Source organism: Halorubrum sp. Atlit-28R (assembly GCF_003665955.1).
In the GTDB taxonomy this organism is placed as follows: Archaea; Halobacteriota; Halobacteria; order Halobacteriales; family Haloferacaceae; genus Halorubrum; species Halorubrum tropicale.
Genome location: NZ_QPLS01000009.1, coordinates 1 through 25,285, shown reverse-complemented (window position 1 = coordinate 25,285; position 25,285 = coordinate 1). Strand labels below are relative to the sequence as shown.

Here is a 25,285-nt window from a genome sequence, read left to right as displayed (position 1 = left end):
GTGACGGACCGCACGCTCGACCTCGACGCGCTCGACCGCCGGACCTATCTTCAGGCGACCGGCGCCGCCGCGCTCGGCGCGGCCGGCCTGGCCGGCTGCGTCGGCCGCGCGAGCGGGACGCTCGCGACGCGGGTGACGGACCAGCCGGCGGACATCGGCGACTTCGAGTCGCTCGTCGTCACCGTCGAGGGGTTCTGGCTCGGGCCGGAGGGCGACGACCCCGACGAGGACGCCGAGGACGCCGACAACGAGACCGACACCGGCGACGACGCGGACGCCGGCGGCAACGAGACCGACGGGGAGGAGGACGCCGAAGAGGGTCGCGAGTACTTCGAGTTCGACGAGCCGCAGGAGGCCGACCTCGTCGAGCTTCAGAACGGCGAGACGAAGCTGATCGACGAGCGCGAGCTTCAGACCGGCGAGTACCCGTACCTCCAACTGGACGTGTCGTCGGCAGACGGGACGCTCACCGACGGGAGCGACGCGACCGTCGACCTGCCGGGCAACGCGCCCCTGAAGTTCAACGAGTCGTTCGAGATCCGCGAGAACACGCGGACGACGTTCACTGCGGACTTCGCGCCGGTGCTCCGGGGGAACGGCCGCTACCTCCTCCGGCCCGTGCCGAGCGGCATCGAGGTCGAGTACGAGAAGTCGAGCGAGTCCGACGGGAGCGGTTCGAGCGGCGACAACGAGACCGCCGACGCGTAGCGCCGCCGCAGTCCCCCGGTCCCCCGTTGGAGCCGCGGTCGCGTCCGACGGCTCGCGCGTGCGTGCGAGCCGTCGGACGCGACCGCGGCTTCGGGGTCAGGGCTGGGTCGGTTCCCGGGATTCGGGGACCGGGGGAATGCGCGCGCCGCTGCGGTCGGTCCCCGACTTGAGGCATCCCGTCGCCGTCAGAGGCACACGACCCGCACGGATCGTCCGCGCGACGACGACGCACGGACGGTCTTCGCTTTCTCCGATCCGTTCACCCGACCGCTCGCGGAGCGGCGTCGCTCTCTATCTAGTCAGGCGGCCGCCGCGTCCGACCGCACGAACGTCCGGTACAGGGGGCCGGCGAGCACCAACGCGCCGACGCCGGCCATCCCGAGGATCACCGCGGGGTCCACGAGCGACCCGCCGCCCGCCGCGAGGCGGTCGAGCGAGACGCCGACGGCGACCCCGCAGAGGACCCACGGCAGCTCGCCGAGCGCGGTCCCGAAGACGAACGGTCGGGCCCCGACCCCCGCGGCCGCGGCGCCGACCGTCACCGCGTCGGAGGGGAGCGGCAGGAGTCGCGTCCCGGCCACGGCGCGCACGCCGCCGGACTCGGCCGCGAAGCGCTCGCCGGCGCGACAGAACCGCGCTGCGACACCCGAGTCCTCGGCCGTGTCGAGGTCGCCTCCGAGCCTGAGCCGCCCCGCCCGAGCGAGCGCGTACGGGGGCACGGCGGTGCCGACCACGAGCGCGAGCGCGAACGGCGTCCCGACCCAGCCGTATCCGAACCCGACGACGACGGCGAGCAGCGTCGTCGGCCACGCGAGGATCGGTCTGACGGCCGCCAGCACGACCACGGCGGCGCCGAAGCGGAGCGGATCGGTCGCGAGCCAGCGGAGCCGCGAGAGCGCCGCCTCCGGGGAGACCGCGAGCGCGACCGCCGCGAGCGTGGCGACGGCGGTCCCGCCGAGCGCGTACCGACCGACCGTGGTCCGGCGATTCACGCTCCCGCGTCCGCGGGCGTCCGGTAAACGCTTTGTGGGTGCGTTCGAGCGGGGGTCGCCGGCGCGACCGCCACGGTCACGACAGCTTCCCGAGCGCCTCGAAGAAGTCGGAGGGCGGCCCCGCGATCCGTATCGGCGGCGCGGCGCGCTCGACTGTCACCTCGACCGGCCCGTCGAGGGTCTCGGTGTCGCGGCCGTCGCTGACGACCGTCGCTCCCGCGTCGCTCTCGACGGCGACGGTGACGGTCGCGTCGGCGTCCACCACGAGCGGCGGCATCCCCTCGTCCGCGACCATCTCGTTGACGACCAGTCCCCCGACATCGGGGTGGACCAGCGGGCCGCGCTCGGAGAGATTGTACGCCGTCGACCCGGTCGGCGTCGCCACGAGGACCCCGTCGGCGTGGCCGCCGGCGTACCGCGAGCCGTCGACGCGCACCTCGTAGTCGATGCCGCCGCCCGGCCCGCGGCGCCCGCCCTGGACGACCACCTCGTTCGCCGCCGGCGTCGAGGTCCAGTCGCCGGCGCTGGCCGCGAGCCGCGGAGCCTCGCGGACGTCCAAGCCGCCGTCGCGAAACGCCCGGATCTCGGCGCGGAGCGCCGTTGCCGCGTCCGCCGGCTGGACGGCGTTGAGAAAGCCGACCTCGCCGAGGTTCACGCCCACGATCGGGGTGTCGCCGGCGTTGCGCGCGACGAACAGGAACGTCCCGTCGCCGCCGACCGCGACGACCAGGTCGCAGTCGTCGAACGCGCCGACCGGCCGGGCCTCGTCGCCGGCGTTGAGGGCCGCGGCGGTCTCCTCGTCGAGCCAGACGCTCTCGTCCGCGTCGACGACGACGTCTCTGAGCGTCGCCGCGAGCGACGCCGCCCGCTCGCTGCCCTTTCGCGCCACGATGCCCACTTCCATGACAGACCCATCCCGATCCCCGGATAAAAGCGTGCGGACATCGGGCGGCTCCGCCGGGTTCCCGGGTCCCGGCGCCCCGCCGGAAAGTTTAAAGCCGCTCGGCCGCGTTGCTCGGGCCATGTCGACCCCCCACGGGCGGCGAAAACGATGAGCGAGGAGGACGACTGGTTCGAGCGCGCGCTGCGCGAGACCGACGAGGAGTCCGACGAGCGGCCGGTGGGCGACGCGGCGGGCGGATCCGGCGACGACGAGAGAGCGGCGGACGGCCCGGCCGACGGAGCGGCAGAAATCGATCCCGCGAACGGCGATTCGGATGACGGCGAGCCTGATCCCGTGTCGACCGACTACGACGATCCGGCGGCCGAGCTCGGCGACTTGGGCGGCGGTGCCGACTCCGAATCTAAGTCCGAAGATGCGGACGAGGATGTAGGCACGGAAACGGACGAGGGGGGCGCCGCGGCCGACGACGGCGACCCGTTCGACGGCAATGTCGGAGGCGACGACGAGTCCGGAGGCGAAGGGCAGACCCCCCCATCGGCGGACGACGGCGTGCCGGCCGACGCGTTCGGCGACCTCGACGCGGACGAGGGGTTCGACTCCCTCGGCGGGGACGACCCCTTCGGCGGGGGTGGCGGGACAGACGCTGACGGCGTCCCCGAGAGCGGCTCCGGCGCGGGGACGGACACCGGTTCGGGCGGTGGGGGCCCGTTCGGCGCGGACGACCCCTTCGGCGGGAGTCGGGGAGGAGGCGGCGGACCGAGCGGCGCGGGCGGCGGCGGGACCGAGGGCGGTGGCGACCCCTTCGGCGGCTACCGCGGCGCCGCGACCGCCGGCGACGACGACTTCGGGTTCGGCGACCTCGGGGGCGACGCGGACGCCGGCGGCCCGCCCGACTTCGACGCCGACCCGGACGAGTTCGAGTCGGAGATCACGCGGACTGACATCGGGATCGAGGGGCTCGACGACATGATCCTCGGCGGGGTCCCCAAGCGGTCGCTGCTGTCTGTCATCGGCGGCGCCGGGACGGGGAAGACGACGTTCGCGCTCCAGTTCCTCAACCGCGCGCTCGAGTCCGGGAACAGAGGGATCTACATCACGCTGGAACAGACGCGCGAGTCGATCCTCGACACCGCGACCGAGAAGGGGTGGTCGTTCCGCGAACACGCCGGCGAGGACCGCCTCGCGGTCGTCGCCATCGACCCGATCGAGATGGCCAACTCGCTGTCGTCGATCCGCAACGACCTCGTCCGGCTCATCTCCGAGTTCGGCGCCGACCGGTTGGTGCTCGACTCCGTCTCCCTCCTGGAGATGATGTACGACCACCCGGCGAAACGCCGATCGGAGGTGTTCGGGTTCACGCGCTCGCTGAAGGAATCGGGCGTCACCACGCTGCTCACCTCCGAGGCGAGCGAGGACACGCCGTACGCCTCGCGGCACGGGATCGTGGAGTACCTCACGGACGCCGTCTTCGTCCTCCAGTACGTCCGCGGCTCCGACTTCCGCGAGACCCGGCTGGCCGTCGAGATCCAGAAGATCCGCGACGCGAACCACTCCCGCGAGACGAAGCCGTACGACATCACGGACACCGGAATCTCCGTGTACGATCAGGCGAACATCTTCTGACCGCGAGCGGCCGTGTCGGCACCGAGTTTCCGGAGCGGATTCGGCTACGGTTCCTGCGGCTCACGGATTGTTCGCCGCAGGAATGCACCGTCCGGGAGTCCCGTGAGCGGAGTGAACGGGACAACGGACGGAGCACGACCGAAGAGAGTTTACCGAGCGAAGCGAGGCAAACGCTGACTGACAAAGTCCGTCAGAAGTGCACCGTCCGGGAAGTGAACCGGAATCAGACGTGCTCGCTCGTTTCACTCGCTGCGCGCGTCTGATAGGGTTCAATTCCCCTGCTGATTCCTGCGGCTCACGGATTGTTCGCCGCAGGAATGCACCGTCCGGGAATTGAACCCGGGCTATTAGCTTGGGAAGCTAATGTCCTACCACTGGACCAACGGTGCTCAAATTGAGGTACCCGACCGTCCCACTTGAACGTAGCGTTTCGGCGGACGCCGGCCGGCTCCGAGCCGCGGTGCCGCGAGCCACACGCTTAAGCCCTCACCGACGGACGCACGCCCATGACCGACGACGCAGCAGACGCGGCGCGACCCGAGGCGGCCGCGGCGGTCGACCGCGTCCGCGAGCGCGCGGACGAACTCGCCCCCGCCCTCGGCGCGACCTGGACCGACGACGATCCGTGGCGCTTCCTCACCGACCTCACCGCGATCGGGAGCCGGATGGCCGGGAGCGAGGGCGAGCGCCGGGCGGCGGGCCTCGTCGCCGATGTATTCGAGCGCGTCGGGCTCGCGGACGTGCGCACGGAGCCGTTCGACCTCCCGGTCTGGGAGCGCGGGTCGGCGTCGCTCGACGTGACCGTCTCGGGCCGCGACAGCCAGCCGTCGACGCGCTCGTTCGAGGCCCTGGCGCTGCCGTACTCGCCGTCGGGGAGCGTCTCGGGCGAACTCGTCGACGTGGGCTACGGCACCCCCGCGGAGATCGACGAGCGCGACGTCGAGGGCCGGATCGCGGTCGCGTCGACGACCACGCCCTCCGGCGACCGGTTCGTCCACCGCATGGAGAAGTTCGGCTACGCGTTCGACGCGGGCGCCGTCGGGTTCGTGTTCGTCAACCACCTCGACGGCCAGCTGCCCCCCACCGGGTCGCTCACGTTCGGCGAGGAGGCCGAGGCCGTGGCGGTCGGCGTCTCGAAGGAGACCGGCGCGTGGCTGCGCGAGTACGCTGTGGGCGGCGGGAGCGGCGCCGTCGGGGCCGCGAAAGACGACGTCGCACGGGCGGAGCTGTCGGTCGAGGCGTCGACGACGCCCGGCGAGAGCCGCAACGTCCTCGGGAGCACCGGGCCGGACACCGACGAGCGGGTCCTGCTGCTCGCACACTACGACGCCCACGACATCGCGGAGGGCGCGCTCGACAACGGCTGCGGGATCGCGACGGTCGCGACCGCGGCCGACATCCTGACGGACGCCGACCTCCCGATCGGCGTCGACGTCGTCGCGGTGGGCGCCGAGGAGGTGGGGCTGCTCGGGGCGGAGCACCTCGCCGACCGGCTGGACCTCGACCGGGTGAAGGGCGTGGTCAACGTCGACGGAGCCGGGCGGTTCCGGGACCTCGTCGCGCTCGCGCACGCCTCCACGGCGGCCGCGTCGGTCGCGGAGGCGGTGTCGACCGCGACCCGGCAGCCGATCGAGGTCGACGCGCAGCCGCACCCGTTCTCCGACCAGTGGCCGTTCGTCCGCCGTGGCGTGCCGGCGCTCCAGCTCCACAGCGACTCGGGCGACCGCGGGCGCGGCTGGGGGCACACGCACGCGGACACGCGGGACAAGGTGGACGACAGGAACGTCCGCGAACACGCGATGCTGATCGCGCTGCTCGTCGCCGAGTTCGCGGCGCCCGAACGCGACCTCCCGCGGCTCGACCGCGACGAGCTCGCGGCCGCGTTCCGCGAGGCCGACTTCGAGACGGGGATGCGCGCCGCCGATCTCTGGCCGGCCGACTGGGACTGATCGAGCGGGGGGACGGGCCCGCCGGTCGTTCACTCCAGGTCAGCGTCCGGCGTCGGCGCGGGAAGCCGCTTATGCGCCGACGCGCGGTGACGCCCGAGCAGGTCCGCGACGAGCTCGCGGTCGACCGCGTCGAGGTCGGTGCCGGCCCCAGTGTCGGCCGCGGGGGATTTGCCCTCCGTGAGCGCCGCCGCGATCCGCTCGACGACGGACTCGGGACTGAGCCCGCGGTCGACGCCGAGGTGGAGGACCGGGTCGATGACCTCGTACGGCGCGCCCAGGTCGTCCGCGTCGCGCTGTCCCGGGAGGAAGCCCGCCGTCGGCGCCTTCTCGACGACGAACTCCGGCACGTCGAGCTCGCTCGCGAGCGCCCGCACGTCGGTCTTGTAGAGGTGGCCCAGCGGGAACAGGTCAGCCGCGCCGTCGCCGTGTTTCGTCAGGTAGCCGAGCAGGAGCTCGCTCCGGTTCGCGGTGCCGCAGACGAGGCGGTCCGTCGCGCTCGCGGCGAGGTAGGCGACCGCCATCCGGAGCCGCGCGACGGCGTTGCCGGACCGCACCGGCTCGTCGTGGAGGTCGAAGCGGTCCGGGACGGCGGCGCCGAACTGCGCGAACACCGGCTGGAGGTGGACCGTGTCGTGGTCGATACCCAGCGCTTCCGCGAGCGCCTCGGCGTCGCGGGCGTGCGGCGCGCCGATCTTGTTACACGGCAGGATCAGCCCGTACACGCGGTCTGTCCCGAGCGCCTCGACCGCGAGCGCGGCCGTCGCCGTCGAGTCGAGCCCGCCGCTCATGTTCACGACCACGCCGTCGGCGCCCGCGGCGTCGACCCGGTCGGCCACGAACGACCTGATTCGATCGCGTTCGAGCGCGGGGTCCCGGTCCGGGAGCAGCGAGGCGGGGAGGACCCGGCCGGCGGCCGCTCCGCCGTCGCCTGAGCCCGTCGCTCTCCCCGAGCGCTCGGTGGCCGCATCGTCCGGGTCGAACGCCGACTCGCGGTCAGCCATCCTCGCCTCCGCGGGCCGTCCGCCCCGTCCGCTTCGTGCGCCCGCGGGAGCGTCCGACGGTTCGGCGCGGAGCGCGGGCGCGTCTCTGCGAGCGATCGCGGGCGTCGCGTAGGATCGTCATTCGTCGCCCGCCGCTTCCGGTCGCGGTAGTAAATACTTGCGGTGTAGATAATATAAGGAGATGGTACATTTACTAGTGTTTCGTGGGTACAAAAGCGGAGAAACCATATATACAAGCAATTATCGCCAAGGTATTTCAAATAATTGAATATAAGACGTCTCGATTGGCGCCGTGACCTGTATATGAAGTCTTGTATCCAAAATTATTGCTTTTTTTGTAAGAATAGCGCAGATAACCACATTTCTAATCATATAATGTCGTTATACGCAAACTTTTATTAACTGTATCCAGTTCTATATTGCCATGTCGAAGATCCAGTTGAGTTCGAGTCAGGAACGCGTGCTCACAGCGCTCGTGAACCTCTCGGAGGGTCGAGAGGCGCCGGTACAGGGCCGCGAGATCGCGGACGCAATCGACCGCAACGCGGGGACGGTACGGAACCGGATGGGGAGCCTCAGCACCCTCGGCCTCGTCGAGGGCGTCGCCGGGCCGGACGGCGGCTACATCCCGACCGACGGGGCGTACGACGCGCTCGGCATCGAGCGCTTGGAGGACGCCGCGACGACGCCGGTCGAGCGCGAGGGCACCTTGGTCGAGGACGTCACCGTCGCGGAGATAGACCTGTCGAGCGTCGCGAACCCGGAACTGTGCCGCGCGGAGCTCGTGATCCGCGGCCCGGTCGGCCCCTTCGACGCGGGCGACCACGTGACGGTCGGGCCGACGCCGGCCACCGGGCTGCGGCTCTCCGGCGTCGTCGACGCGACGAACGTCGACGGCAACAGCCTCTTGGTCCGCGTCGACGGCATGGAGACCCCGACGGGCGGCTCGGCCGCCTGAGCGGCTCGGTCGGCGCCCGCGGTCAGTCTCCCTCGACCGCCGAGAGCAGCCTGTCGCGGACCGCGTCGGTGGCGGACGCGGCGTGTCGCGCGTCCCTGTGTCGCTCGCCGAAGGCGACGCGCGCGCTCTCCGCGGCCTCGCGGTCGACGGCGAACGAGGCGTCGGGGTAGGTCACGTCCCACAGCACGAGCGGCTCCGGCGGCGCGGGACCGATCCCGCGGTCGCCCGGTATCGGCTCGGCGGCGAGCAGTCGGTCGATCCACGCGAGGTCGGCGGTCCCGCGGCCGACCGCGCGGGCCGCGGCGACGACCCGCCGCACGAGCGCCCGCGGGAAGCCGTCCGCCGAGAGTTCGACGACGAGCGTGTCGCCCCCGCGGGTCGCGCCCGCGTCGAGGTCGCGGACCGTCCCCGTCTCGTCGGTCGTCAGGTTGTGGAAGTCGCGTTCGCCGTCGAACCGCGCGAGCGCCTCCCGGAATCGGTCGTCGTCGACCGCGTGCTCGGGGTCCTGCCGCGCGCGGTCCGAGGCGGATTCGGCCCCGGACTCGGGGGCGTAGAGGTGGTACCGGTACGTCCGCCGGGCCGCGTCGTGGGTCGCGTGAAAGCCGTCGCCGACGTCGGCAGCCGCCCACGTGCGGACCGACCCCGGCAAGTGGCCGTTGAACGCGCGGGGCGTGAGCCAGGTCGGCGCCTCGAAGGCGACGGTCTGGGCCACAGCCGAGACGCCGGCGTCGGTCCGCCCGGCCGCGGCGTAGCCCGTGGGCGTGGCGTGCGTCGACCCGTCGCCGCGCTCGACGAGGCCGTGGTCCGCGAGCGCTTCGAGGAGCGCGTCCGCGACGGTGCGGGCGTGGGGCTGGCGCTGAAAGCCGGCGTACGCCCGCCCGTCGTACGCGACGCGGAAGGCGCGCGTGACCGTGTCGCGTCCGTTCGACGCGCCCGTCACTGGGCGCCGGACGGCTCGCGGTCGCCCGCCTCGCCGGTGTCCGGCGGGTCCGCCTCGGCCTCGTCGGGGTCGGCCATCGGGACGGTCACCACCGGCACCGACGCGACGCGGACGACCTTCTCAGTGACGCTGCCGAGGAGGAACCGGCGGATCCCCCGACGGGTGTGGCTCGGCATGACGACGATGTCGGCGCCGTCGTCGATGGCGTTCTCGATGACTTCCAGGGGGTCGCCGCGGACGACGCTGCCGACCGTCTCGACGCCCCTCGCCTCCAACTCGGCGGTCACCGCCTCGACCCGTTCCTCGGCCGCGTCCGCCAGTCGGTCGGAGAACACGCCCGCCCGAGGGCCGGCGAGCGTGTCGGCGGCGGTATCCGCGGCCGAGAGGACGTGGACCGTCGCGTCGTACCGCTCGGCGAGGCTGGCCGCGTGCGGGATGGCGTCGTTCGCCTCGCCGCCGGGGGCGACGGGCAGGAGGATGTCGTCGTACATGCGTGGGTACGGAACGCCCACCCGCAAAGTCCTGTCGGCCGGGGAACCGGTCGGCGGACCTGTCGGCTGACCGGTCGGGAAGGCGGTCAGCGACGGTCGATCGAGGGTGTCGCCGGGCGGCAGTCGGGCGCCGGATGGGTAGGGTTTTCCGGCGGGCGGCCCTCCCCGTGGGTATGGGACGCGACGTGTCCGACCCCGACAACCCGCAGGTAACGCTTCAGACCAACCACGGCGACATCGTCGTCGAGCTGTTCGCCGACCGCGCGCCCCGGACGGTCGAGAACTTCCTCGGCCTGGCGCGACACGACCCCGCCGCGGACGCCGAGCCCGCGCCGGAGACGAACACGTGGGAAGACCCCAAGACCGGCGAGGTCCGCGGCGACTCGCTGTACGAGGGCAACGTCTTTCACCGCGTCATCGACGACTTCATGATCCAGGGCGGCGACCCGATGGAGAACGGTCGCGGCGGCCCCGGCTACCAGTTCGACGACGAGTTCCACGACGAGCTCACCCACGACGGGCCCGGGGTCCTCTCGATGGCGAACTCCGGTCCGAACACGAACGGCTCGCAGTTCTTCATCACGCTGGACGCGACCCCGCACCTCGACGGCAAGCACGCCGTCTTCGGGCAGGTCGTCGACGGGATGGACGTCGTCGAAGAGATCGGCGCGGTGCCGACCGGCCGCAACGACGACCCCCGCGAGGCCGTCGAGATCGAGCGCGTCGACGTCGACGAGTAGCCCTCGCGGTCGGGCGTCGGGCCCCTCCCCGGCGCGTGGAGTTGAGAAGAGTTAAATTGCCCCCGGCGTAATCACCGGTTGCGCTCGGTTGGTGTAGTCCGGCCAATCATGTTGGCCTTTCGGCGGACGCGGCGCCTCGGTGCCGGTTCGGAAGTCAGCCGACGACCAGGGTTCAAATCCCTGACCGAGCATCCATTCTCACCTCGCGAGCGGCGCGTCCGGATCCGCCCGCACTCCGAAGGGGAAGAATCACCACCGTCGGTGACGGAGAGGCGGACATGATCGACCGATCCGACGACGCCGAGGGCGACGACAGGCGGTTCGAGACCCGCGCGATCCACGCCGGCCAGGAGCCGGACCCGGAGACCGGCGCGCTGATGACGCCGATCCACGCGAACTCCACCTACGAGCAGGACGCGCCCGGCGACCACCGCGGCTACGAGTACAGCCGGACCGGGAACCCCACCCGGACCGACCTCGAAGCGAACCTCGCCTCGCTCGAGTCGGGCAGCCACGCCCGCTGTTTCTCCTCGGGGATGGGCGCGATCAACACCGTGCTCAACCTGCTCTCGGCGGGCGACCACGTCGTCGCGGGCGACGACGTGTACGGCGGAACCCACCGAATCTTGACGCAGGTGTACGACGAGTACGATCTCGACACGACGTTCGTCGACACCACCGACCACGACGCGGTCCGGGACGCGATGCGTGACGAGACCGAGCTGGTGTGGGTCGAGACGCCGACGAACCCCCTGATGAACGTCAACGACATCGGCGCGCTCGCCGACATCGCCCACGAGGGCGACGCGCTCTGCGCGGTCGACAACACGTTCGCGACCCCGTACCTCCAGCGGCCGCTCGAACACGGCGCCGACATCGTCTCGCAGTCGCTGACCAAGTACCTCGGCGGCCACTCGGACACGATCGGCGGCGCCCTGATCGTCGACGACGAGGAGCTTGACGAACGCCTCGGCTTCTACCAGAACTCCGTCGGCGCGACGCCCGGCCCCTTCGACGCCTTCCTCGTGCTCCGCGGGACGAAGACGCTCCCGGTGCGGATGGACCGCCACTGCGAGAACGCGATGGCGCTCGCGGAGTGGCTGGAGGGTCACGACGCGGTCGACCGCGTCTACTACCCCGGGCTGGAGTCGCACCCTGACCACGAGCTGGCGGCCGAACAGATGGACGACTTCGGCGGCATGCTCTCGTTCGAGCTCGACGGCACCCTCGAAGAGGCGTCGACGGTCGTGAGCGAGACCGAGGTGTTCACGCTGGCGGAGTCGCTGGGCGGCGTCGAGAGCCTGATCGAGCAGCCGGCGGCGATGACCCACGCGGCCATCCCGCGCGAGGAGCGGCTCGCCGCCGGGCTGACCGACGGCCTCGTCCGCGTGTCCGTGGGGATCGAACACGTCGACGACATGAAGGCGGACCTCCAGGCGGCGTTCGACGCGGCGCTGTCGTAATCCGTCCGCCCGCCCGAGCTCCGGGCCGCTCCGTCGGCACGCCCGGTTCGCGGCCGCACGACTGGTACCATTTTTGTCGCCGCCACCGAGACTGCCTCCATGAGCGATCCAGACGTCTTGGTGCTTCGACAGACGATCCACGGGCTCGGCCCCGACGAACTGGCGGCGGCGATCCGCGAGCGGCTCCCCGACGCCGAGGTGGCGCGGGCGCGGACGCCGGCGGAGGAGCGGGAGCTGATCCGGACCGCCAGGGTCGCCGTCGGACTCAGCATCGACGAACACCTGCTCTCGGTCGCCGACGACTTGGAGCTGTTCGCCTGCGTGTTCGCGGGGACGGGCCACCTGCCGCGGGACCTGCTCGCGGACCACGGCGTCGCCGTGACGAACGCCTCGGGCGTCCACGGACCGAACATCGCCGAACACGTTATCGGCTCGATGATAGCGCACGCGCGGCAGTTCCACCGGGCGTTCCGCCAGCAGTCCCGTCGCGAGTGGCGCACCTACGAGACGACGGAGGTGTACGGCTCGACGGTCGCCGTCGTCGGACTCGGCGCCATCGGCCGGTCCGTCGTCGACCGCCTGGAGTCGTTCGACGTCGACACGGTCGGGGTGCGCTACACCCCGGAGAAGGGGGGCCCGACCGACGAGGTGTACGGCTTCGACGAGTTCCACGACGCCGTCACCGACGCCGAGTACGTCGTGTTGGCGTGTCCGCTCACGGAGACGACGCGGGGGCTGGTCGACGCGGACGCGCTCCGGACGATGCGGTCCGACGCCGTCCTCGTCAACATCGCGCGCGGGCCGATCGTCGACACCGACGCGCTGGTGACGGAGCTTCGGAACAACCGGATCCGCGGCGCGGCGCTGGACGTCACGGACCCGGAACCGCTCCCGGAGGACCACCCGCTGTGGGGGCTGTCGAACGCGACGATCACGCCGCATAACGCCGGCCACACGCCCGAGTACTACGAGCGCGTCGCCGACATCCTCGCGGACAACGTCGCGCGGCTGGACGCCGGCGACGACCCGCGCAACCGCGTGGTTTGAAGCGGCACCGAGGATTGACTGTCTAAAAATATACAATACTATATATTCATAATTGTTTCTTAATACCGATTTAGAAAACACTGAACGGGACAGAGCGAGCTGAGTCGGCGGGGTTGTCCCGTACTCTCTGACGGAGGTATATATTTTGATCAAAATTAAGGCGGTCCGCTCCCGAGGGCCTGATATGGAAACGCGGAAGGTCCAGGTCACCGGCGGCTCGACGTACACCGTTTCGATTCCGAAGACGTGGGCGACCGACAACGACGTCGAGGCCGGGACGGAGATCGAGTTCCACCCCGACGGCGACTCGCTGTTCCTCACCCCGCGGTCCGAGTCCGAACGGACGCGGGGGTCGCTGGACATATCCGGTCTGAGCGGTCAGGCGCTCCGCCGAGCGGTCACGACGATGTACGTCAGCGGATTCGACGTCATCGAACTGGAGGCCGCGGAGATCACCACCGAGCAGCGCTCGACGATCCGCGACGGAGTCCAGAGCCTCGTCGGGCTGGAGGTGTTAGAGGAGACGCGCGACCGCGTCGTCGTCCATGACCTGCTCGACTCCTCGGAGCTTTCGATCCACAACGCGGTCACGCGGATGCGACTGATCTCGCTGTCGATGCTCGAAGACGCGATCACCGCGCTCTCGGAGCGCGACCACGACCTCGCGCGCGACGTGATCGGCCGCGACGACGACCTCGACCGCCTGTGGCTCGTCGTCTCGCGGATCTTCCGCGCCACCCTGCGGACGCCGAAGGCCGCCGAGGAGCTGGGCCTCCCCCGCGAGGAGTGTTTCGATTATCACTCCAGCGCCCGGCAGCTGGAGCGGATCGGCGACCACGCGACGAAGATCGCGCACCTCACGCTGAACATCGACGAGGCCCTCCCCGCGGACGTGGTCGAGGCGGTGAGCGACCTCCACGGCGACGCCGTCGACGTGATCGACGCGGCGATGGACGCGCTGTTCGACGACGACACCGAGGCCGCGACCCGCCAGGCCAACGAGGCGCGGACCGGCGTTCGAGCCATCGACGAGCGCGTGCGCTCCATCGACGAACTGCTCCGCGACCTCGACCCGACGCGGGCCCAGCTGCTCGGGCTCGTCGTCGACTCCGTGCTTCGGTCCGCCGACTACGGCGGGAACATCGCCGAGACCGCGCTCCAGAAGGCGGCGCCGACGCCGTGAGGAATTCCCTCGACTCGATCGCGCGCCGACTGCCCACGCGCCGGACGCTCGCGCTCGCCGCGGGCGCGGTAGTCCTCCTTTCTGCTATCGTTTTCGCCGCCGGTGCCGCGTACTTCGCCGCCGGACTCGGGCCGAACGCCGACGCGGTCGCGGCCGCCGAGGCCGACCCGGACGTCGCCGTCGATCGGACGCCGGTCGGGACCGCGGTCCGCGACGGGCCGGTGACCGCGTCGACCGTCGGGCTCGTCTACTACCCCGGCGGGCGAGTGTCACACGAGAGCTACGTTCCCACCGCCGCCGAGATCGTTGCCGCTTCCGACCGCGCGGCGCTCGTCGTCGTGGTGGACGCTCCGCTCAACCTTGCCGTTCTCGCGCCGGACCGCGCCGACCGCGTCCGGGAACGCTACCCCGATGTGGACGCGTGGGCGGTCGGCGGCCACTCGCTCGGCGGCGCTATGGCCTGCCGACACGCCGCCGGTAACGCCGGGGCGTACGACGCGCTCGTCCTCCACGCCGCGTACTGCGACCGGGACCTCTCACAGAGCGGCCTCGACGAGCTCGTGGTCCTCGGCGGCGCCGACGGAGTGATCGACGCCGAGCGCGAGCGCGCCTCTCGGGAGAACCTCCCGGCGGACGCTCGGGTCGTCGAACTCGACGGCGTCAACCACGCCGGCTTCGGAGCTTACGGCCCGCAGCCCGGCGACGGTCCCGCATCGCTGTCGCCGGCGGCCAGCCGGCGAGCGGTCGGGAACGTGACGGGAACGTGGCTCTCCGAACGGGGAGCGGTGACCCGTGAGCGCCGGTCGCGATCGGTTTCGCACCGTGGCTCCGCGGGCGTCCTTACCGCCGCTCCCGTCGCCGGGTGAACGGGTTTTTTCAGCGCGCTCCCCCGAGGTGATCCCATGCCAGAGATCGAACTCGGCGTGCCGAAGGGCGTCGTCGAGTCGCTTCCGGAGGACGAGGGGACCGCCGAACGCGACATGCGACGCGCCATCGCGGGGATCCAGTCGCGGCTGAACGAGGCGCTCGACGAGGCGGATCCGGACGAGGCGGCCGAGGTCGTCGCCGACGCGGTCGAGCGCATGGAGTCGCAGGCGAGCACGTACCACGAGTTCGTCCCCGAACTCCGCGCGTGGGGGCAGTCGCCGATATACGCCATCGCGTGGCGGAACCTCTATCTCGAACTGATCGGCCAGCTGTACGACCACGAGTGGCTCGCCGACGACCTCGACCGCGAGCGGAACTTCCGGCTGGTCGAGGACGGGATCCGGCTGTCGGACCTGTAGCGGGTGCGACCTCGCGCGGGCCGCGAACTGTGGGCCACGTATCGCCGTCGTCGCCGCGCGTCCGCCGTCGATTCGGTTCCGCGGCCGACCGCTTTTAAGCCGCCGCGACACGACGTACGCGTATGGAATTGGAACTGCGGTTCTTCGCGACGTTTCGCGAGGCCGCCGGCGGGAAGACGGTGAACGCGGAGTTCGCCGACGGCTCCTCCGTCGGCGACGTGTTGCGCGAACTGGAGGCCGAGTACGAGGGGATGGAGGGCCGGCTGATCGCCGACGGCGACCTCGCTCCCCAGATCAACGTCCTGAAGAACGGCCGCGAGGTGCTCCACCTCGACGGGCTCGACACGCCGATGGCGGACGGCGACCGGCTCTCCGTCTTCCCGCCGGTCGCGGGGGGCGCATGACCGACGACGCGTCGGCGGCGACCGAGGGGGGCGTCGACGACGAGGCGGCGGGGGCCGACCTCCCGCCCGCCGAGGAGGGGTGGGAGCGAAAGACGGTGGCGTACCGCGGCATCTCTCGACGGCTCGCGGTTCACTACCTCCGCAACCTCGGCGGGGAGCTAGTGGGGACGGACGACCCCGCGGCCGCGACCCGGGTGGACGGCGACGGCTGGCGAGTGACCCTCAGCGCCGAGACGGTGACCGCCGCGGCCGCCATCAAGCTCACCGAGGTGACCGCCGAGTTCGCGGGCGACCCCGAGGTCCTCGCCGAGCTCCTGCCGAGGTACCGGCAGAAGGCGATGCGCGCCGGCGGGTGATGTCCGACGACGCCGACGGCGGGGAATCGGGGGGGCGGGACGGCGCCGAGGAGGACCCGGGTCCGTACCCGATCGAGGGGACCGCGCTGGTGAAGACGGCGGCGCTCGCGAGCGTGCCGGCCGCCCGCGTCCCGGCGCTGCTCACGCGCGTCCAGGCCGATTTGGGGACAAGGATCGACGAGTACCGCCGGCGCTACGAGCGGGTCGCGACCGAGCCGGACCGCGAGACGTTCCTCGTCGAACCGGACCACTGGGAGGCGGTGGCCGACCGCGTCGGGCTCTCCGAGCGCGAGCGCGACGCGGTCGTGCGAGCCCACGAGGCAGCGGTCGAGCGGATCGGGTCCGGGAGCGGTCGCCGGGAAGAGTTCGACACCGCGCTTGAGATCCGGTCGGGCGTCGTCATCGGCGTCGAGGTAGAAAGTGAAGAAGCTGACGACGCAGCGGCGAGAACGAACGGCGGCGAGTCGGGGTCGGACGGCGGCGAGTCGGGGTCGGACGGCGGCGAGTCGGGGTCGGACCGAGACTGACCCGGGCGCTGCCGTCACCGACGCCTTTTCGAAGGCCAGCGCAGATGTCCTGGCATGCGACTCGCTCGACTGCTCACGCCGGACGGTCCCGTGGCCGGCCGCTACGACGACGGCGCGGTCGTCGCGGACGACGGCCGCTACGAGGTCGGCCGCGACGGTCGGTTGCTCCCGCCCTGTGACCCCAGTGCGCTGTACTGCGTCGGCCGGAACTACGCCGAGACGCTCGACCAGATGGACTACGAGCGGCCTGCCGAGCCGGACTTCTTCGTCAAACCGCCGGCCAGCCTGCTGGCGCACGGCGATCCGATCCGGTACCCGGAGTGGACCGACGAGCTGACTTACGCCGGCGAACTGGTCGCGGTGATCGGTGAGCGGTGCCGCGACCTCGCGCCCGATGAGGTGCCGGACGTCGTGCGCGGCTACACGGTCATGAACGATGTCGACGCGCTCGACCAGCAGGGGCGGACCGCCCGCAAGGCGTTCGACGGCTCCGCGCCGCTGGGGCCGTGGATCGAGACCGACGTCGACCCGACGGCCCTCGATATCGAGACGACCGTGGGCGGCGAGACGCGCCAGGACGCCAACACGGAGCTGATGCTGTTCGGTCCCCGCGAGATCGTCTCGTACCTCTCGAAGCGATTCACCTTCGAGCCCGGCGACTGTATCGCGTTCGGCAGCCCCGCGAACCCCGGCCTCGTCGAGCCGGGCGAGCGCGTCGAGATCACGTACGAAGGGGTCGGGACGCTCTCGAACGCGGTGGTCGCGCCCGGCGAAGACTGACGCGCCGCGTGCGGCGGGCGGGCGAGCGGCGGGCGGCGGGCGAGCGGCGGGCGGCTCAGCGATCTGTCTGGTCGACGCCGTCGACGCTCGCGTCGTCGATCAGGTCGGTTGCGGTCCGCAGGCTCCCCTCGTCGCCGGTTCGGACGTAGGCCCCGAGCGCGGCGGCGGCGTCGACGAGGGCGTCCGCGGTCGCGGGCGACACGTCACCGCCGAGGGCGTCGACACGCGTGACGCGGTCGCGGAGGCGCTCGAAGGCGTCGCGGGCGGGGGCGATCCTGTCTTCTGGGTCGGGGCCGTCGACGGTGACAGTCGGCGCGTCGTCAGCGTCGGTCCCGTCGTCGCCGTTCGTTTCGGCCCGGTTCCCCCCAGCGCCTGATTCGAGTTCGTCAAGGAAGTCGAGCACGTCGCTCCGGTAAGCCTCGACGGCGCGCACGGCCGCCATTCCACGCGCCTCCCGGAGCGCTGTCGGGACCTCCTCGGCCGCGGGTCGGTCGCCGTCGTCCGCGCCGGCGAGTAGCGCGAGGAGGTATTCGCCGTCGGCGTCGGTCGGGTCGCGCAGCCGCTCGTAGCAGTCGACGGCCTCAAGCAGCTCGCGGGCAGCGAGGTACGTCCCGTCGAGCGGGGCGAGCTTCCCCCCGTCGATGAACCCGCGCTTCCGGCAGTACTCCCGGAGGTCGGACTGGAGCTCGTCGACGCCGGATCGGGGGAGGGTCTCCTGTGCCTCTCCGAACCGCTCGCGGTGAGGGGCGAGGTCGAGCGAAACGGGGGCGTCCGTGTGGGCCGTGCGGTCGTCGACGCCGACGCTGCGCAGGTCCCCGCAGCTCGGACACGCGACGGAGCCCGTGTCGTAGTACGACCACCGCGCGCCGCAGGACTGGCACTCGCGTTCGCCGCGGACCTTCATGCCGATCGGTTCGTCGCGTCCGCCCTAAACGGCTGCGGGTCGCCTGGTGGCCGGTGACACGGTGCCCGGGGTCAGCCGCTCTCCCCCCGAACCGTCCGGGACCAGTGGCCAGCCTATTTCACGCCCTCGGGCGAACGGTCAGTATGAGCCGGCACGCCGTCGAGGCCGTCGACCGCGCCGTCCGGGTCACGCGCGGGTTCCTCTTTCCCTTCGAAGCGGTTCGGTGGGCGAAGCTCGGGTTCCTGGCGCTCGTGATGGCGAGCGGCGGCGCCGGGGCGTCGGGCGCGACGACGTCGTCTCTCGGCGGTCCCGCCGGCGGCGGTGCCGGCGATTGGAGCGACGCCGGGGTTACAGAGCCCGTGTCGGTGCCCGCGGGCGTCGAACGCGCCGCGAACGCGGGGGTCGAGCGTCTCGCCGGGTTCGACGCCGCGCTGCTGACCGGACTCGCTCTCGGGGTCCTCCTCGCGGGGATGGCTCTGTTCGCGTGTTCGATCGCGTTTCGGCTCGTCTTCTACGAGGCGCTCTCGACGACGGAGGTCGCGCTCTGGCGGCCGTTCCGCGACCGCTTCCGACAGGCGCTCGGTCTCCTCGGCGTCGCGGTGCTGAGTGCTGTCGCCGTCGGGCTTCCCGCGGTCGCGGTCGCGATTGCGATCGATCCCGACCTGTTGCGGTTCCTCGGCGTTTCGGCTGGGGGATTAGCTGCGCGGTCGTCGGCGATCGGTCCGGCGTTCGGCGTGCTGGCCGTGATCGGGGCCACGGTCGCGGTCGTCGGGACCGTCGTCTCCAGGATCACGTTCGAGTTCGTCGCTCCGGCGATGGTCGCCAGAGACGTTGGCGTGATCGACGGGTGGCGAGCGGTCTGGGCGTCGTTCCGCGGGTCGTGGGCCGACGTCGTCCTCTACTTTGCGGTTCACCTCGTCCTCGCGGCCGGCGTCGGGATCGTTCAGGCCGTCGCCGCCGCGTTCGTCGCCGGCGTCGTCGGGGTTTCGGCGCTCGTCGCGCTCCTCCTCGCGGCGGTGGCGCTCGGCGGCGTCGGGGCGTTGATCGGGACGACCGCTGGGGCGATCGCCCTCGCGGCGGTGCTCGTCTGCGCGGTCGTCGCCGTCGTGGTCCTGACGCTCCCGGCCACGCTGGTCGTGCGGACGTACCTGACCGCGTTCGAAGTCTCGACGCTGGCCGGCATCGATCCGACCCTCGCGCCGCTGGCGCCGACGCTCGCCGCGAGCGACGACCGGGAACCGACCGGCGAGTGAGTCGGCGGCGGTCGATAGCGATCGCGTGTCGTTGGCGGGCTCGGTCGTGATGATCGCGGTGGCCGAGGTTCTCGGCACCGCGTACGAGTCGCCGAGTGATCGTCGAACGTCGAATTGCGTACTCGACACCATCGGATAGCTTTTTACTCCGTTCACGAATGGAGAGAGACATGGGACTAGACGACGACGCGCGGGAGTACCACCGACAGGAGCCGCCCGGGAAGATCGAGATAGAGACGACGAAGCCCACGAACACGCAGCGGGACCTCTCGCTGGCGTACTCGCCGGGAGTCGCGGCGCCGTGTCGCGACATCGCGGCCGACCCCGAGTCCGTCTTCGAGTACACGGCGAAGGGGAACCTCGTCGCCGTCGTCTCGAACGGCTCGGCCGTCCTCGGGCTCGGCGACATCGGCGCCGCCGCCTCCAAGCCCGTCATGGAGGGGAAGGGAGTGCTGTTCAAGCGGTTCGCCGACATCGACGTGTTCGACATCGAGCTCGACATCGACGCCGTCGACCCGTTCTGCGAGGCGGTGAAGGCGATGGGACCGACGTTCGGCGGGGTCAACCTCGAGGACATCAAGGCGCCCGAGTGCTTCAAAATAGAGGAGCGGCTCCGCAAGGAGATGGACGTCCCGGTGTTCCACGACGACCAGCACGGCACCGCGATCATCTCGGGCGCGGCGCTGATGAACGCGGTCGACATCTCGGATAAGGACCTCTCGGAGCTCGACATCGTCTTCTCGGGCGCGGGCGCGTCCGCCATCGCGACGGCCCGGTTCTACGTATCGCTGGGCGCGCGCAAAGAGAACATCACGATGTGCGACTCCTCGGGGATCATCACCGAGTCGCGCGTCGAGGACGGCGAGGTCAACGAGTACAAGAGCCAGTTCGCCAGCCCGGTCGAGGGCGGTGACCTCGCGGACGCGATGGAGGGCGCCGACGTGTTCGTCGGACTCTCCGTCGGCGGGATCGTTTCACAGGAGATGGTCCGCTCGATGGCCGCCGATCCGATCATCTTCGCGATGGCGAACCCCGACCCGGAGATCACCTACGAGGACGCGAAGGGCGCGCGCGACGACACGGTGATCATGGCGACCGGCCGATCGGACTACCCGAACATGGTGAACAACGTGCTCGGGTTCCCGTTCCTCTTCCGTGGGGCGCTCGACGTGCGCGCGACCGAGATCAACGAGGAGATGAAGGCGGCCGCCGCGGAGGCGCTGGCCGACCTCGCCCGCAAGGACGTTCCGGACGCGGTCGTAAAGGCGTACGGCGACGACCCGCTCCAGTTCGGCCCCGAGTACGTGATCCCGAAGCCGCTCGACCCCCGCGTGCTGTTCGAGGTGGCCCCGCGCGTCGCGGAGGCGGCGATGGAGTCCGGGTCGGCCCGGACCGAGATCGACCTAGCGAAGTATCGTGAGCGGCTCGAAGCGCGACTCGGGAAGTCCCGCGAGATGATGCGCGTCGTCTTGAACAAAGCGAAGAGCGACCCGAAGCGGATCGCGCTCGCCGAGGGGACCGACGAGAAGATGATCCGGGCGGCGTACCAGCTCTCGGAGCAGGGGATCGCCGACCCGGTGCTGCTCGGCGACGCGGACACCATCTCGCAGACCGCGGCCGAGCTCGGGCTCTCGTTCCGACCCGAGGTCGTCGACCCCGACAACCGCGACGTCTCGAGCTACGGCGACCGGTTGTACGAACTCCGGAAGCGGAAGGGGATCACGAAGCGCGAGGCGGCCGACCTCGTCCGGCGCGACACGAACTACCTCGCGAGCGTGATGGTGGAGACGGGCGACGTCGACGCGATGCTCACCGGGCTCACCCACCACTACCCGTCCGCGCTTCGGCCGCCGCTCCAGATCGTCGGGTCCGCGGTCGACACCGACACCGTCGCCGGCGTGTACATGCTCACGTTCAAGAACCGCGTCATCTTCTGTGCGGACACGACGGTCAATCAGGACCCCGACGCGGAGACGCTCGCGGAGGTCACGCGACACACGGCGGACCTCGCGCGCCGGTTCAACGTCGAGCCGCGCGCGGCGATGCTGTCGTACTCCAACTTCGGGAGCGTCGACAACGAGGGGACCCGGAAGCCGCGCGAGGCGGTCGACATCCTCCAGTCCGACGAGACGGTCGACTTCCCCGTCGACGGGGAGATGCAGGCCGACACCGCCGTCGTCGACGACATCCTCAACGGGACCTACGAGTTCTCTCAGCTCGACGAGGCGGCTAACGTCCTCGTGTTCCCCAACCTGGAAGCCGGGAACATCGGGTACAAACTGCTCCAGCGCCTCGGCGGCGCCGAGGCCATCGGGCCGATGCTCGTCGGAATGGACGAACCGGTCCACGTGATCCAGCGAGGCGACGAGGTGAAAGACATCGTCAACCTCGCCAGCGTCGCTGTCGTCGACGCTCAGGAGTAACTCGTCCAGCGGAGTGCGGCGAAGGCCCTCGTCGACTGCCTTCCGCCACTTTTCGCCGCTTTCTAGCAGCACTCGGGGCCGACGTGGCGTACTTCTTTCGCGGGGCCTCCGTTTCCCGCGACCGACTCCTCGTAATTTCTCGTAATTTCTTCGCGGCTGGCACCGCGTCGTTCTCCCCGACCAACGTGAGTCGCGGTGTGAGTGACACACCGTGTTTCCGGTGAAATCGGGTGTCGTCGCGTGGGGGGTGTACTGCCGGCTGGGGGAGGCGTGCGAGACCCGCCGAAGTAGAATCGCGGACCCTCCACTATTCTGTCTGTTCTGAAATAACGGGTTTTATTAGTTAAATGTGAGTACAGTTCGCCAAGCGGTAGAAGCGAAGGTTCGCCGAGCGAATTATGTCGTTCACCGGAAACGCGGTCTCCGCCGTGAGGGGAGCTTCGACACGACACCGTACACCGGGTTTCCGGTGAAATGCTGAGACGTGTCACCGCCGTGCCTCGCCTGAATTTTCCGAACTGACGGACGTTGTCGCCCGGGGTCGCTCTCCGAGGTCCTGTTTCCCTCGGTCACAGGAGTCACTCCAAGATCGCACCACCGACCGCTCACCCCGTTTCACCGGAAACGCGGTGTGAGTCTCGACCGGTCGAATTACGCGCGGACCTCGCCTCCCGCCCGGTCGCGAAACAGAACGCATTTCACCGGAAACCCGGTGTCTCTCTCATGGACGCAGCGGACGACCTCTTCACGAGAGAGGATCCTATCTTCGCGAACAAGGAGCTCCTCGAGATCAGTCACCTACCCGGCGAGGGACGGATCGTCGGCCGAGATGACGAGATATCCGACTTGGCGACGGCCGTCAACCCGGCCATCTTCGGACAGAGCCCGAGCAACGTCCTGATATACGGAAAGACGGGCACCGGGAAGTCGCTGTGCGCGAAGTACGTCTCCAAACGGCTCGTCTCGACCGCCAGCGAGGAGGGCGTCACCGCCACGTTCGCCTACGTCGACTGCGCGCAGGACACCACGGAGACCCAGGCGGTCCAGACCATCGCCGAGGGCGTGAACGACCCCGAGCAGACCGGCATCAACGTCCCCGACAAGGGACTCTCGACTTCGACCTACTACAAGCGACTTTGGCGCATCCTCGACCAGCGGTACGACGTGGTGCTGATCCTGCTCGACGAGATCGACAAGCTCGACGACGACGCGATCCTGATGCAGTTGTCCCGCGCGGGAGAGGCCGGGAAGATCACCGACTGTAAGCTGGGCGTCGTCGGGATCAGCAACAAGATCCAGTACAAAGACCGGATGGACGAGCGCGTCAAGTCGAGCCTCTGTGAGCGCGAGTTCGTCTTCCCGCCGTACGACGCGAACCAGCTTCGGGAAATCATGCAGGCGCGCGCGGACGCGTTCCACGACGACGTGCTCGAACCCTCGACGATACCCCGGGCCGCGGCGCTCGCCGCGCGCGAGCACGGCGACGCCCGGAAGGCCATCGACATCCTCCGGTACGCGGGCGAGATCGCGCAGGCGAACGGCGAGCCTACGGTTCGCGAGGAGTTCGTCACGCAGGCGCGCGAGCGAGCCGAGACCGACCGCTTCCGCGAGCTCATTCGTGGCTCCACGCCGCACTCGCGGTACGTGCTCCAGGCGCTCGCGCTGCTGTCGCTGTCGAACGGTCGTCAGGACGGGTTCCGCACGAGCCGCGTGTACGAGATATACGAGAACATCTGCCGCCAGGAGGGATCCGACAGCCTCTCGCTGCGGCGCGTCCGCGACCTGCTGAAGGAACACGCGTTCCTCGACATCATCGAACAGTCGAAACACAGCGGCGGCAGCGCCGAGGGGAGTTACACGAAACACCAACTCCTCGAGGACCCGAGCGTCGTCAAGGAGGTGCTCACCGAAGACGACGCCGAAACGTAACCGGACCGCACTCAGCCGCTCGACAGCGACCCACGGCCGCTCGACACCGGTCGCCGCCCGTCTCCGAGACGGCGGGAACCGAACAGACCGATCGATTCGACCCTCAGCCGAGCAGGCCGAGCCCTTCGATGCGCTCGACGATCTCCTCGACCGCTTCCTCGGCGTCGTCGGTGCGCTTGCCGCCGGTGATGACGATCTTCCCGCTCCCGAACAGCAGGATGACGACCTCGGGTTCGTCCATCCGGTAGACGAGGCCGGGGAACTGCTCCGGCTCGTACTCCACGTCCTCGAGTCCGAGACCGATAGCGAGAGCGTTGAGGTTGAGGTTGTGTCCGAGGTCCGCGCTCGACACGATGTTCTGGACGGTGATCTCCGGGTCGTCCTCGACGGGGATCTGGAGTCCGCGGAGCTTCTCGAAGATGATCCCGAGCGCGTCGTGGACGTCGTCGATGCTCTTCGCGCCCGTACACACGATCTTCCCCGAGCGGAAGATGAGCGCGGCCGCCTTCGGCTCCTGGGTCCGGTACACGAGGCCGGGGAAGTTGTCCGGGTTGAAGTCCGCACCCGGGAGGTCCTCCGCGAGCGCCTCCAAATCGAGCTCCTGACCGATACCCGTCGATGCAACAACGTTCTGAATCTCGATCGAGTCTGCAGGGTTCGTCATCGTTCGCTTTTATATGTGTCCCCCTCCCTTATAAACGCCCGTGGTATAAATGACCGGCTGCCCCCGAGTTCTTCTTTTGTCGATGTTGCGCACGCGCGTGTGCCTCCGAGTCGTCGGCAGCACTATGATATAGTTCTGATATGTCTGCCGGTCACGCGCTCCTCTCCAGTCGCTCGCTCTCGTGGGCGAGCTCTACCCGTCGCGCCGCGTCGACGAGTCACTCGGTTGTGAGTTGCTCCATGAAACCGCATGACGTGGTGCCGATAGTTCGACGAGGTTAAGTACAACCCGGGCATTCGATGAGATGCGAGGCGCCCCCGCCGAGGGGGCACCGACCGGCCGTCGACGCGGCCGGTCGAAGCGTTCCGACGTGCTTAAGTGTATAAGCCCGTTCGGTCAAGACGCGAAGAACGCACCGCGGACTCGGGCCGTTCAACTCGGCCCGGTTTCGCAGAGTCGGTTCATCCGACTCATCCGATGAGGATCACGCCCCCTGCGCTCCGGCGTAAGCGGTGATCTGATGTGAGCCGTGGTCGTTCGGTGCCATCCAAGCCGCTGGCTGGCCCGGACACCACACAGACCAATGCAATGGTGTGTCAACACTACGTTGACACCCGCCAACACCCCCTTCGAGCCGGGAATCAGGCTCGAAGGACATACATTCCGGTTGATCCTGCCGGAGGCCATTGCTATTGGGATCCGATTTAGCCATGCTAGTCGCACGAGTTCAGACTCGTGGCGAATAGCTCAGTAACACGTG

24 protein-coding genes, 2 tRNA genes and 1 rRNA gene are annotated in these 25,285 nt (G+C 70.0%); 19 read left to right on the top strand and 8 right to left on the bottom strand.

The features are described 5' to 3' along the window. The gene (locus tag DVK06_RS13265; RefSeq protein WP_121600611.1) at nucleotides 1–708 is read left to right on the top strand and encodes a DUF4382 domain-containing protein; all 708 of its coding nucleotides are present in this window, start codon (nucleotides 1–3) and stop codon (nucleotides 706–708) included. A 299-nt stretch (nucleotides 709–1,007) separates the two neighbouring features. Here the strand turns inward: DVK06_RS13265 and DVK06_RS13260 are convergent, their stop codons facing one another. Together DVK06_RS13260 and DVK06_RS13255 are read right to left on the bottom strand one after the other, a co-directional pair. Beyond that, nucleotides 1,008–1,700 carry a VTT domain-containing protein gene (locus DVK06_RS13260; RefSeq protein ID WP_121600610.1) on the bottom strand — a complete coding sequence of 231 codons (693 nt, stop codon included), beginning with the start codon at nucleotides 1,698–1,700 and terminating at the stop codon, nucleotides 1,008–1,010. 76 nt (nucleotides 1,701–1,776) lie between these two features. Continuing rightward, on the bottom strand, nucleotides 1,777–2,604 hold the full coding sequence (locus tag DVK06_RS13255) for an NAD(+)/NADH kinase (RefSeq protein WP_121600609.1): 828 nt from the start codon (nucleotides 2,602–2,604) through the stop codon (nucleotides 1,777–1,779). A 147-nt stretch (nucleotides 2,605–2,751) separates the two neighbouring features. Between DVK06_RS13255 and DVK06_RS13250 the strand changes: the two genes are divergently transcribed. Beyond that, nucleotides 2,752–4,227 carry a KaiC domain-containing protein gene (locus DVK06_RS13250; RefSeq protein WP_121600608.1) on the top strand — a complete coding sequence of 492 codons (1,476 nt, stop codon included), beginning with the start codon at nucleotides 2,752–2,754 and terminating at the stop codon, nucleotides 4,225–4,227. Between the two features lie 318 nt (nucleotides 4,228–4,545). Here the strand turns inward: DVK06_RS13250 and DVK06_RS13245 are convergent. Further along, a tRNA-Gly gene (locus DVK06_RS13245) sits at nucleotides 4,546–4,616 on the bottom strand. A 117-nt stretch (nucleotides 4,617–4,733) separates the two neighbouring features. Here DVK06_RS13245 and DVK06_RS13240 point away from each other — a divergent pair. Continuing rightward, nucleotides 4,734–6,176, top strand: a complete 1,443-nt coding sequence (locus DVK06_RS13240; protein WP_121600607.1) for a M28 family metallopeptidase — start codon at nucleotides 4,734–4,736, stop codon at nucleotides 6,174–6,176. Between the two features lie 29 nt (nucleotides 6,177–6,205). Here the strand turns inward: DVK06_RS13240 and nadE are convergent, their stop codons facing one another. Then, a complete protein-coding gene (gene nadE, locus DVK06_RS13235) occupies nucleotides 6,206–7,177 on the bottom strand; it encodes an NAD(+) synthase (protein ID WP_121600606.1) in 972 nt (323 codons plus the stop codon). Between the two features lie 424 nt (nucleotides 7,178–7,601). Between nadE and DVK06_RS13230 the strand changes: the two genes are divergently transcribed. After that, nucleotides 7,602–8,135: an HTH domain-containing protein gene (locus DVK06_RS13230; RefSeq protein WP_053772585.1), complete on the top strand. Its 534-nt coding sequence runs from the start codon at nucleotides 7,602–7,604 to the stop codon at nucleotides 8,133–8,135. A 22-nt stretch (nucleotides 8,136–8,157) separates the two neighbouring features. Here DVK06_RS13230 and truA read toward each other — a convergent pair whose 3' ends face one another. Together truA and DVK06_RS13220 are read right to left on the bottom strand one after the other, a co-directional pair. Continuing rightward, nucleotides 8,158–9,075 (bottom strand): tRNA pseudouridine(38-40) synthase TruA, encoded by a 918-nt coding sequence (gene truA / locus DVK06_RS13225; protein WP_121600605.1) that lies wholly within the window; start codon nucleotides 9,073–9,075, stop codon nucleotides 8,158–8,160. After that, nucleotides 9,072–9,566 carry a universal stress protein gene (locus DVK06_RS13220; RefSeq protein WP_121600604.1) on the bottom strand — a complete coding sequence of 165 codons (495 nt, stop codon included), beginning with the start codon at nucleotides 9,564–9,566 and terminating at the stop codon, nucleotides 9,072–9,074. The genes truA and DVK06_RS13220 overlap by 4 nt, the downstream gene beginning before the upstream one ends. 173 nt (nucleotides 9,567–9,739) lie before the next feature. On the opposite strand from DVK06_RS13220, the gene DVK06_RS13215 reads away from it, so the two are divergent. The 11 genes from DVK06_RS13215 to DVK06_RS13165 all read left to right on the top strand — a co-directional run bounded on the left by DVK06_RS13215 (nucleotide 9,740) and on the right by DVK06_RS13165 (nucleotide 17,352). Further along, nucleotides 9,740–10,306 carry a peptidylprolyl isomerase gene (locus tag DVK06_RS13215; protein ID WP_053772582.1) on the top strand — a complete coding sequence of 189 codons (567 nt, stop codon included), beginning with the start codon at nucleotides 9,740–9,742 and terminating at the stop codon, nucleotides 10,304–10,306. An 82-nt stretch (nucleotides 10,307–10,388) separates the two neighbouring features. Further along, a tRNA-Glu gene (locus DVK06_RS13210) sits at nucleotides 10,389–10,497 on the top strand. Nucleotides 10,498–10,584: 87 nt separating this feature from the next. Continuing rightward, a complete protein-coding gene (locus DVK06_RS13205; protein ID WP_053772581.1) occupies nucleotides 10,585–11,769 on the top strand; it encodes a cystathionine gamma-synthase in 1,185 nt (394 codons plus the stop codon). Between the two features lie 99 nt (nucleotides 11,770–11,868). Further along, complete coding sequence (locus DVK06_RS13200) at nucleotides 11,869–12,816, top strand: D-2-hydroxyacid dehydrogenase (protein ID WP_121600603.1); 948 nt, start codon at nucleotides 11,869–11,871, stop codon at nucleotides 12,814–12,816. Nucleotides 12,817–13,000: 184 nt separating this feature from the next. Continuing rightward, nucleotides 13,001–13,999, top strand: a complete 999-nt coding sequence (locus tag DVK06_RS13195) for a phosphate uptake regulator PhoU (RefSeq protein WP_121600602.1) — start codon at nucleotides 13,001–13,003, stop codon at nucleotides 13,997–13,999. Beyond that, nucleotides 13,996–14,865 (top strand): alpha/beta hydrolase, encoded by an 870-nt coding sequence (locus tag DVK06_RS13190; RefSeq protein ID WP_121600601.1) that lies wholly within the window; start codon nucleotides 13,996–13,998, stop codon nucleotides 14,863–14,865. The genes DVK06_RS13195 and DVK06_RS13190 overlap by 4 nt, the downstream gene beginning before the upstream one ends. 36 nt (nucleotides 14,866–14,901) lie before the next feature. Beyond that, nucleotides 14,902–15,285: a hypothetical protein gene (locus DVK06_RS13185; RefSeq protein ID WP_053772577.1), complete on the top strand. Its 384-nt coding sequence runs from the start codon at nucleotides 14,902–14,904 to the stop codon at nucleotides 15,283–15,285. 122 nt (nucleotides 15,286–15,407) lie between these two features. Then, nucleotides 15,408–15,689 (top strand): ubiquitin-like small modifier protein 1, encoded by a 282-nt coding sequence (locus tag DVK06_RS13180; protein ID WP_121600600.1) that lies wholly within the window; start codon nucleotides 15,408–15,410, stop codon nucleotides 15,687–15,689. After that, nucleotides 15,686–16,045, top strand: a complete 360-nt coding sequence (locus DVK06_RS13175; protein ID WP_121600599.1) for a hypothetical protein — start codon at nucleotides 15,686–15,688, stop codon at nucleotides 16,043–16,045. Before DVK06_RS13180 ends, DVK06_RS13175 begins: the two co-directional genes overlap by 4 nt. After that, on the top strand, nucleotides 16,045–16,572 hold the full coding sequence (locus DVK06_RS13170) for a hypothetical protein (protein ID WP_233561726.1): 528 nt from the start codon (nucleotides 16,045–16,047) through the stop codon (nucleotides 16,570–16,572). Before DVK06_RS13175 ends, DVK06_RS13170 begins: the two co-directional genes overlap by 1 nt. Nucleotides 16,573–16,626: 54 nt before the next feature. Next, complete coding sequence (locus DVK06_RS13165; protein ID WP_121600598.1) at nucleotides 16,627–17,352, top strand: fumarylacetoacetate hydrolase family protein; 726 nt, start codon at nucleotides 16,627–16,629, stop codon at nucleotides 17,350–17,352. Between the two features lie 55 nt (nucleotides 17,353–17,407). On the opposite strand, the gene DVK06_RS13160 is transcribed toward DVK06_RS13165, so the two are convergent. Beyond that, the gene (locus DVK06_RS13160) at nucleotides 17,408–18,256 is read right to left on the bottom strand and encodes a hypothetical protein (protein ID WP_121600597.1); all 849 of its coding nucleotides are present in this window, start codon (nucleotides 18,254–18,256) and stop codon (nucleotides 17,408–17,410) included. A gap of 143 nt (nucleotides 18,257–18,399) precedes the next feature. Between DVK06_RS13160 and DVK06_RS13155 the strand changes: the two genes are divergently transcribed. From DVK06_RS13155 to DVK06_RS13145, 3 genes are all read left to right on the top strand, one after another. Then, nucleotides 18,400–19,509: a hypothetical protein gene (locus tag DVK06_RS13155; protein WP_121600596.1), complete on the top strand. Its 1,110-nt coding sequence runs from the start codon at nucleotides 18,400–18,402 to the stop codon at nucleotides 19,507–19,509. A 170-nt stretch (nucleotides 19,510–19,679) separates the two neighbouring features. Further along, nucleotides 19,680–21,932: an NADP-dependent malic enzyme gene (locus tag DVK06_RS13150; protein ID WP_121600595.1), complete on the top strand. Its 2,253-nt coding sequence runs from the start codon at nucleotides 19,680–19,682 to the stop codon at nucleotides 21,930–21,932. A 723-nt stretch (nucleotides 21,933–22,655) separates the two neighbouring features. After that, complete coding sequence (locus DVK06_RS13145) at nucleotides 22,656–23,861, top strand: Cdc6/Cdc18 family protein (RefSeq protein WP_053772570.1); 1,206 nt, start codon at nucleotides 22,656–22,658, stop codon at nucleotides 23,859–23,861. Between the two features lie 103 nt (nucleotides 23,862–23,964). Here the strand turns inward: DVK06_RS13145 and DVK06_RS13140 are convergent, their stop codons facing one another. Further along, nucleotides 23,965–24,525: a TATA-box-binding protein gene (locus DVK06_RS13140; protein WP_049932645.1), complete on the bottom strand. Its 561-nt coding sequence runs from the start codon at nucleotides 24,523–24,525 to the stop codon at nucleotides 23,965–23,967. 660 nt (nucleotides 24,526–25,185) lie between these two features. Between DVK06_RS13140 and DVK06_RS13135 the strand changes: the two genes are divergently transcribed. Next, a 16S ribosomal RNA gene (locus DVK06_RS13135) occupies nucleotides 25,186–25,285 on the top strand; the annotation flags it as partial.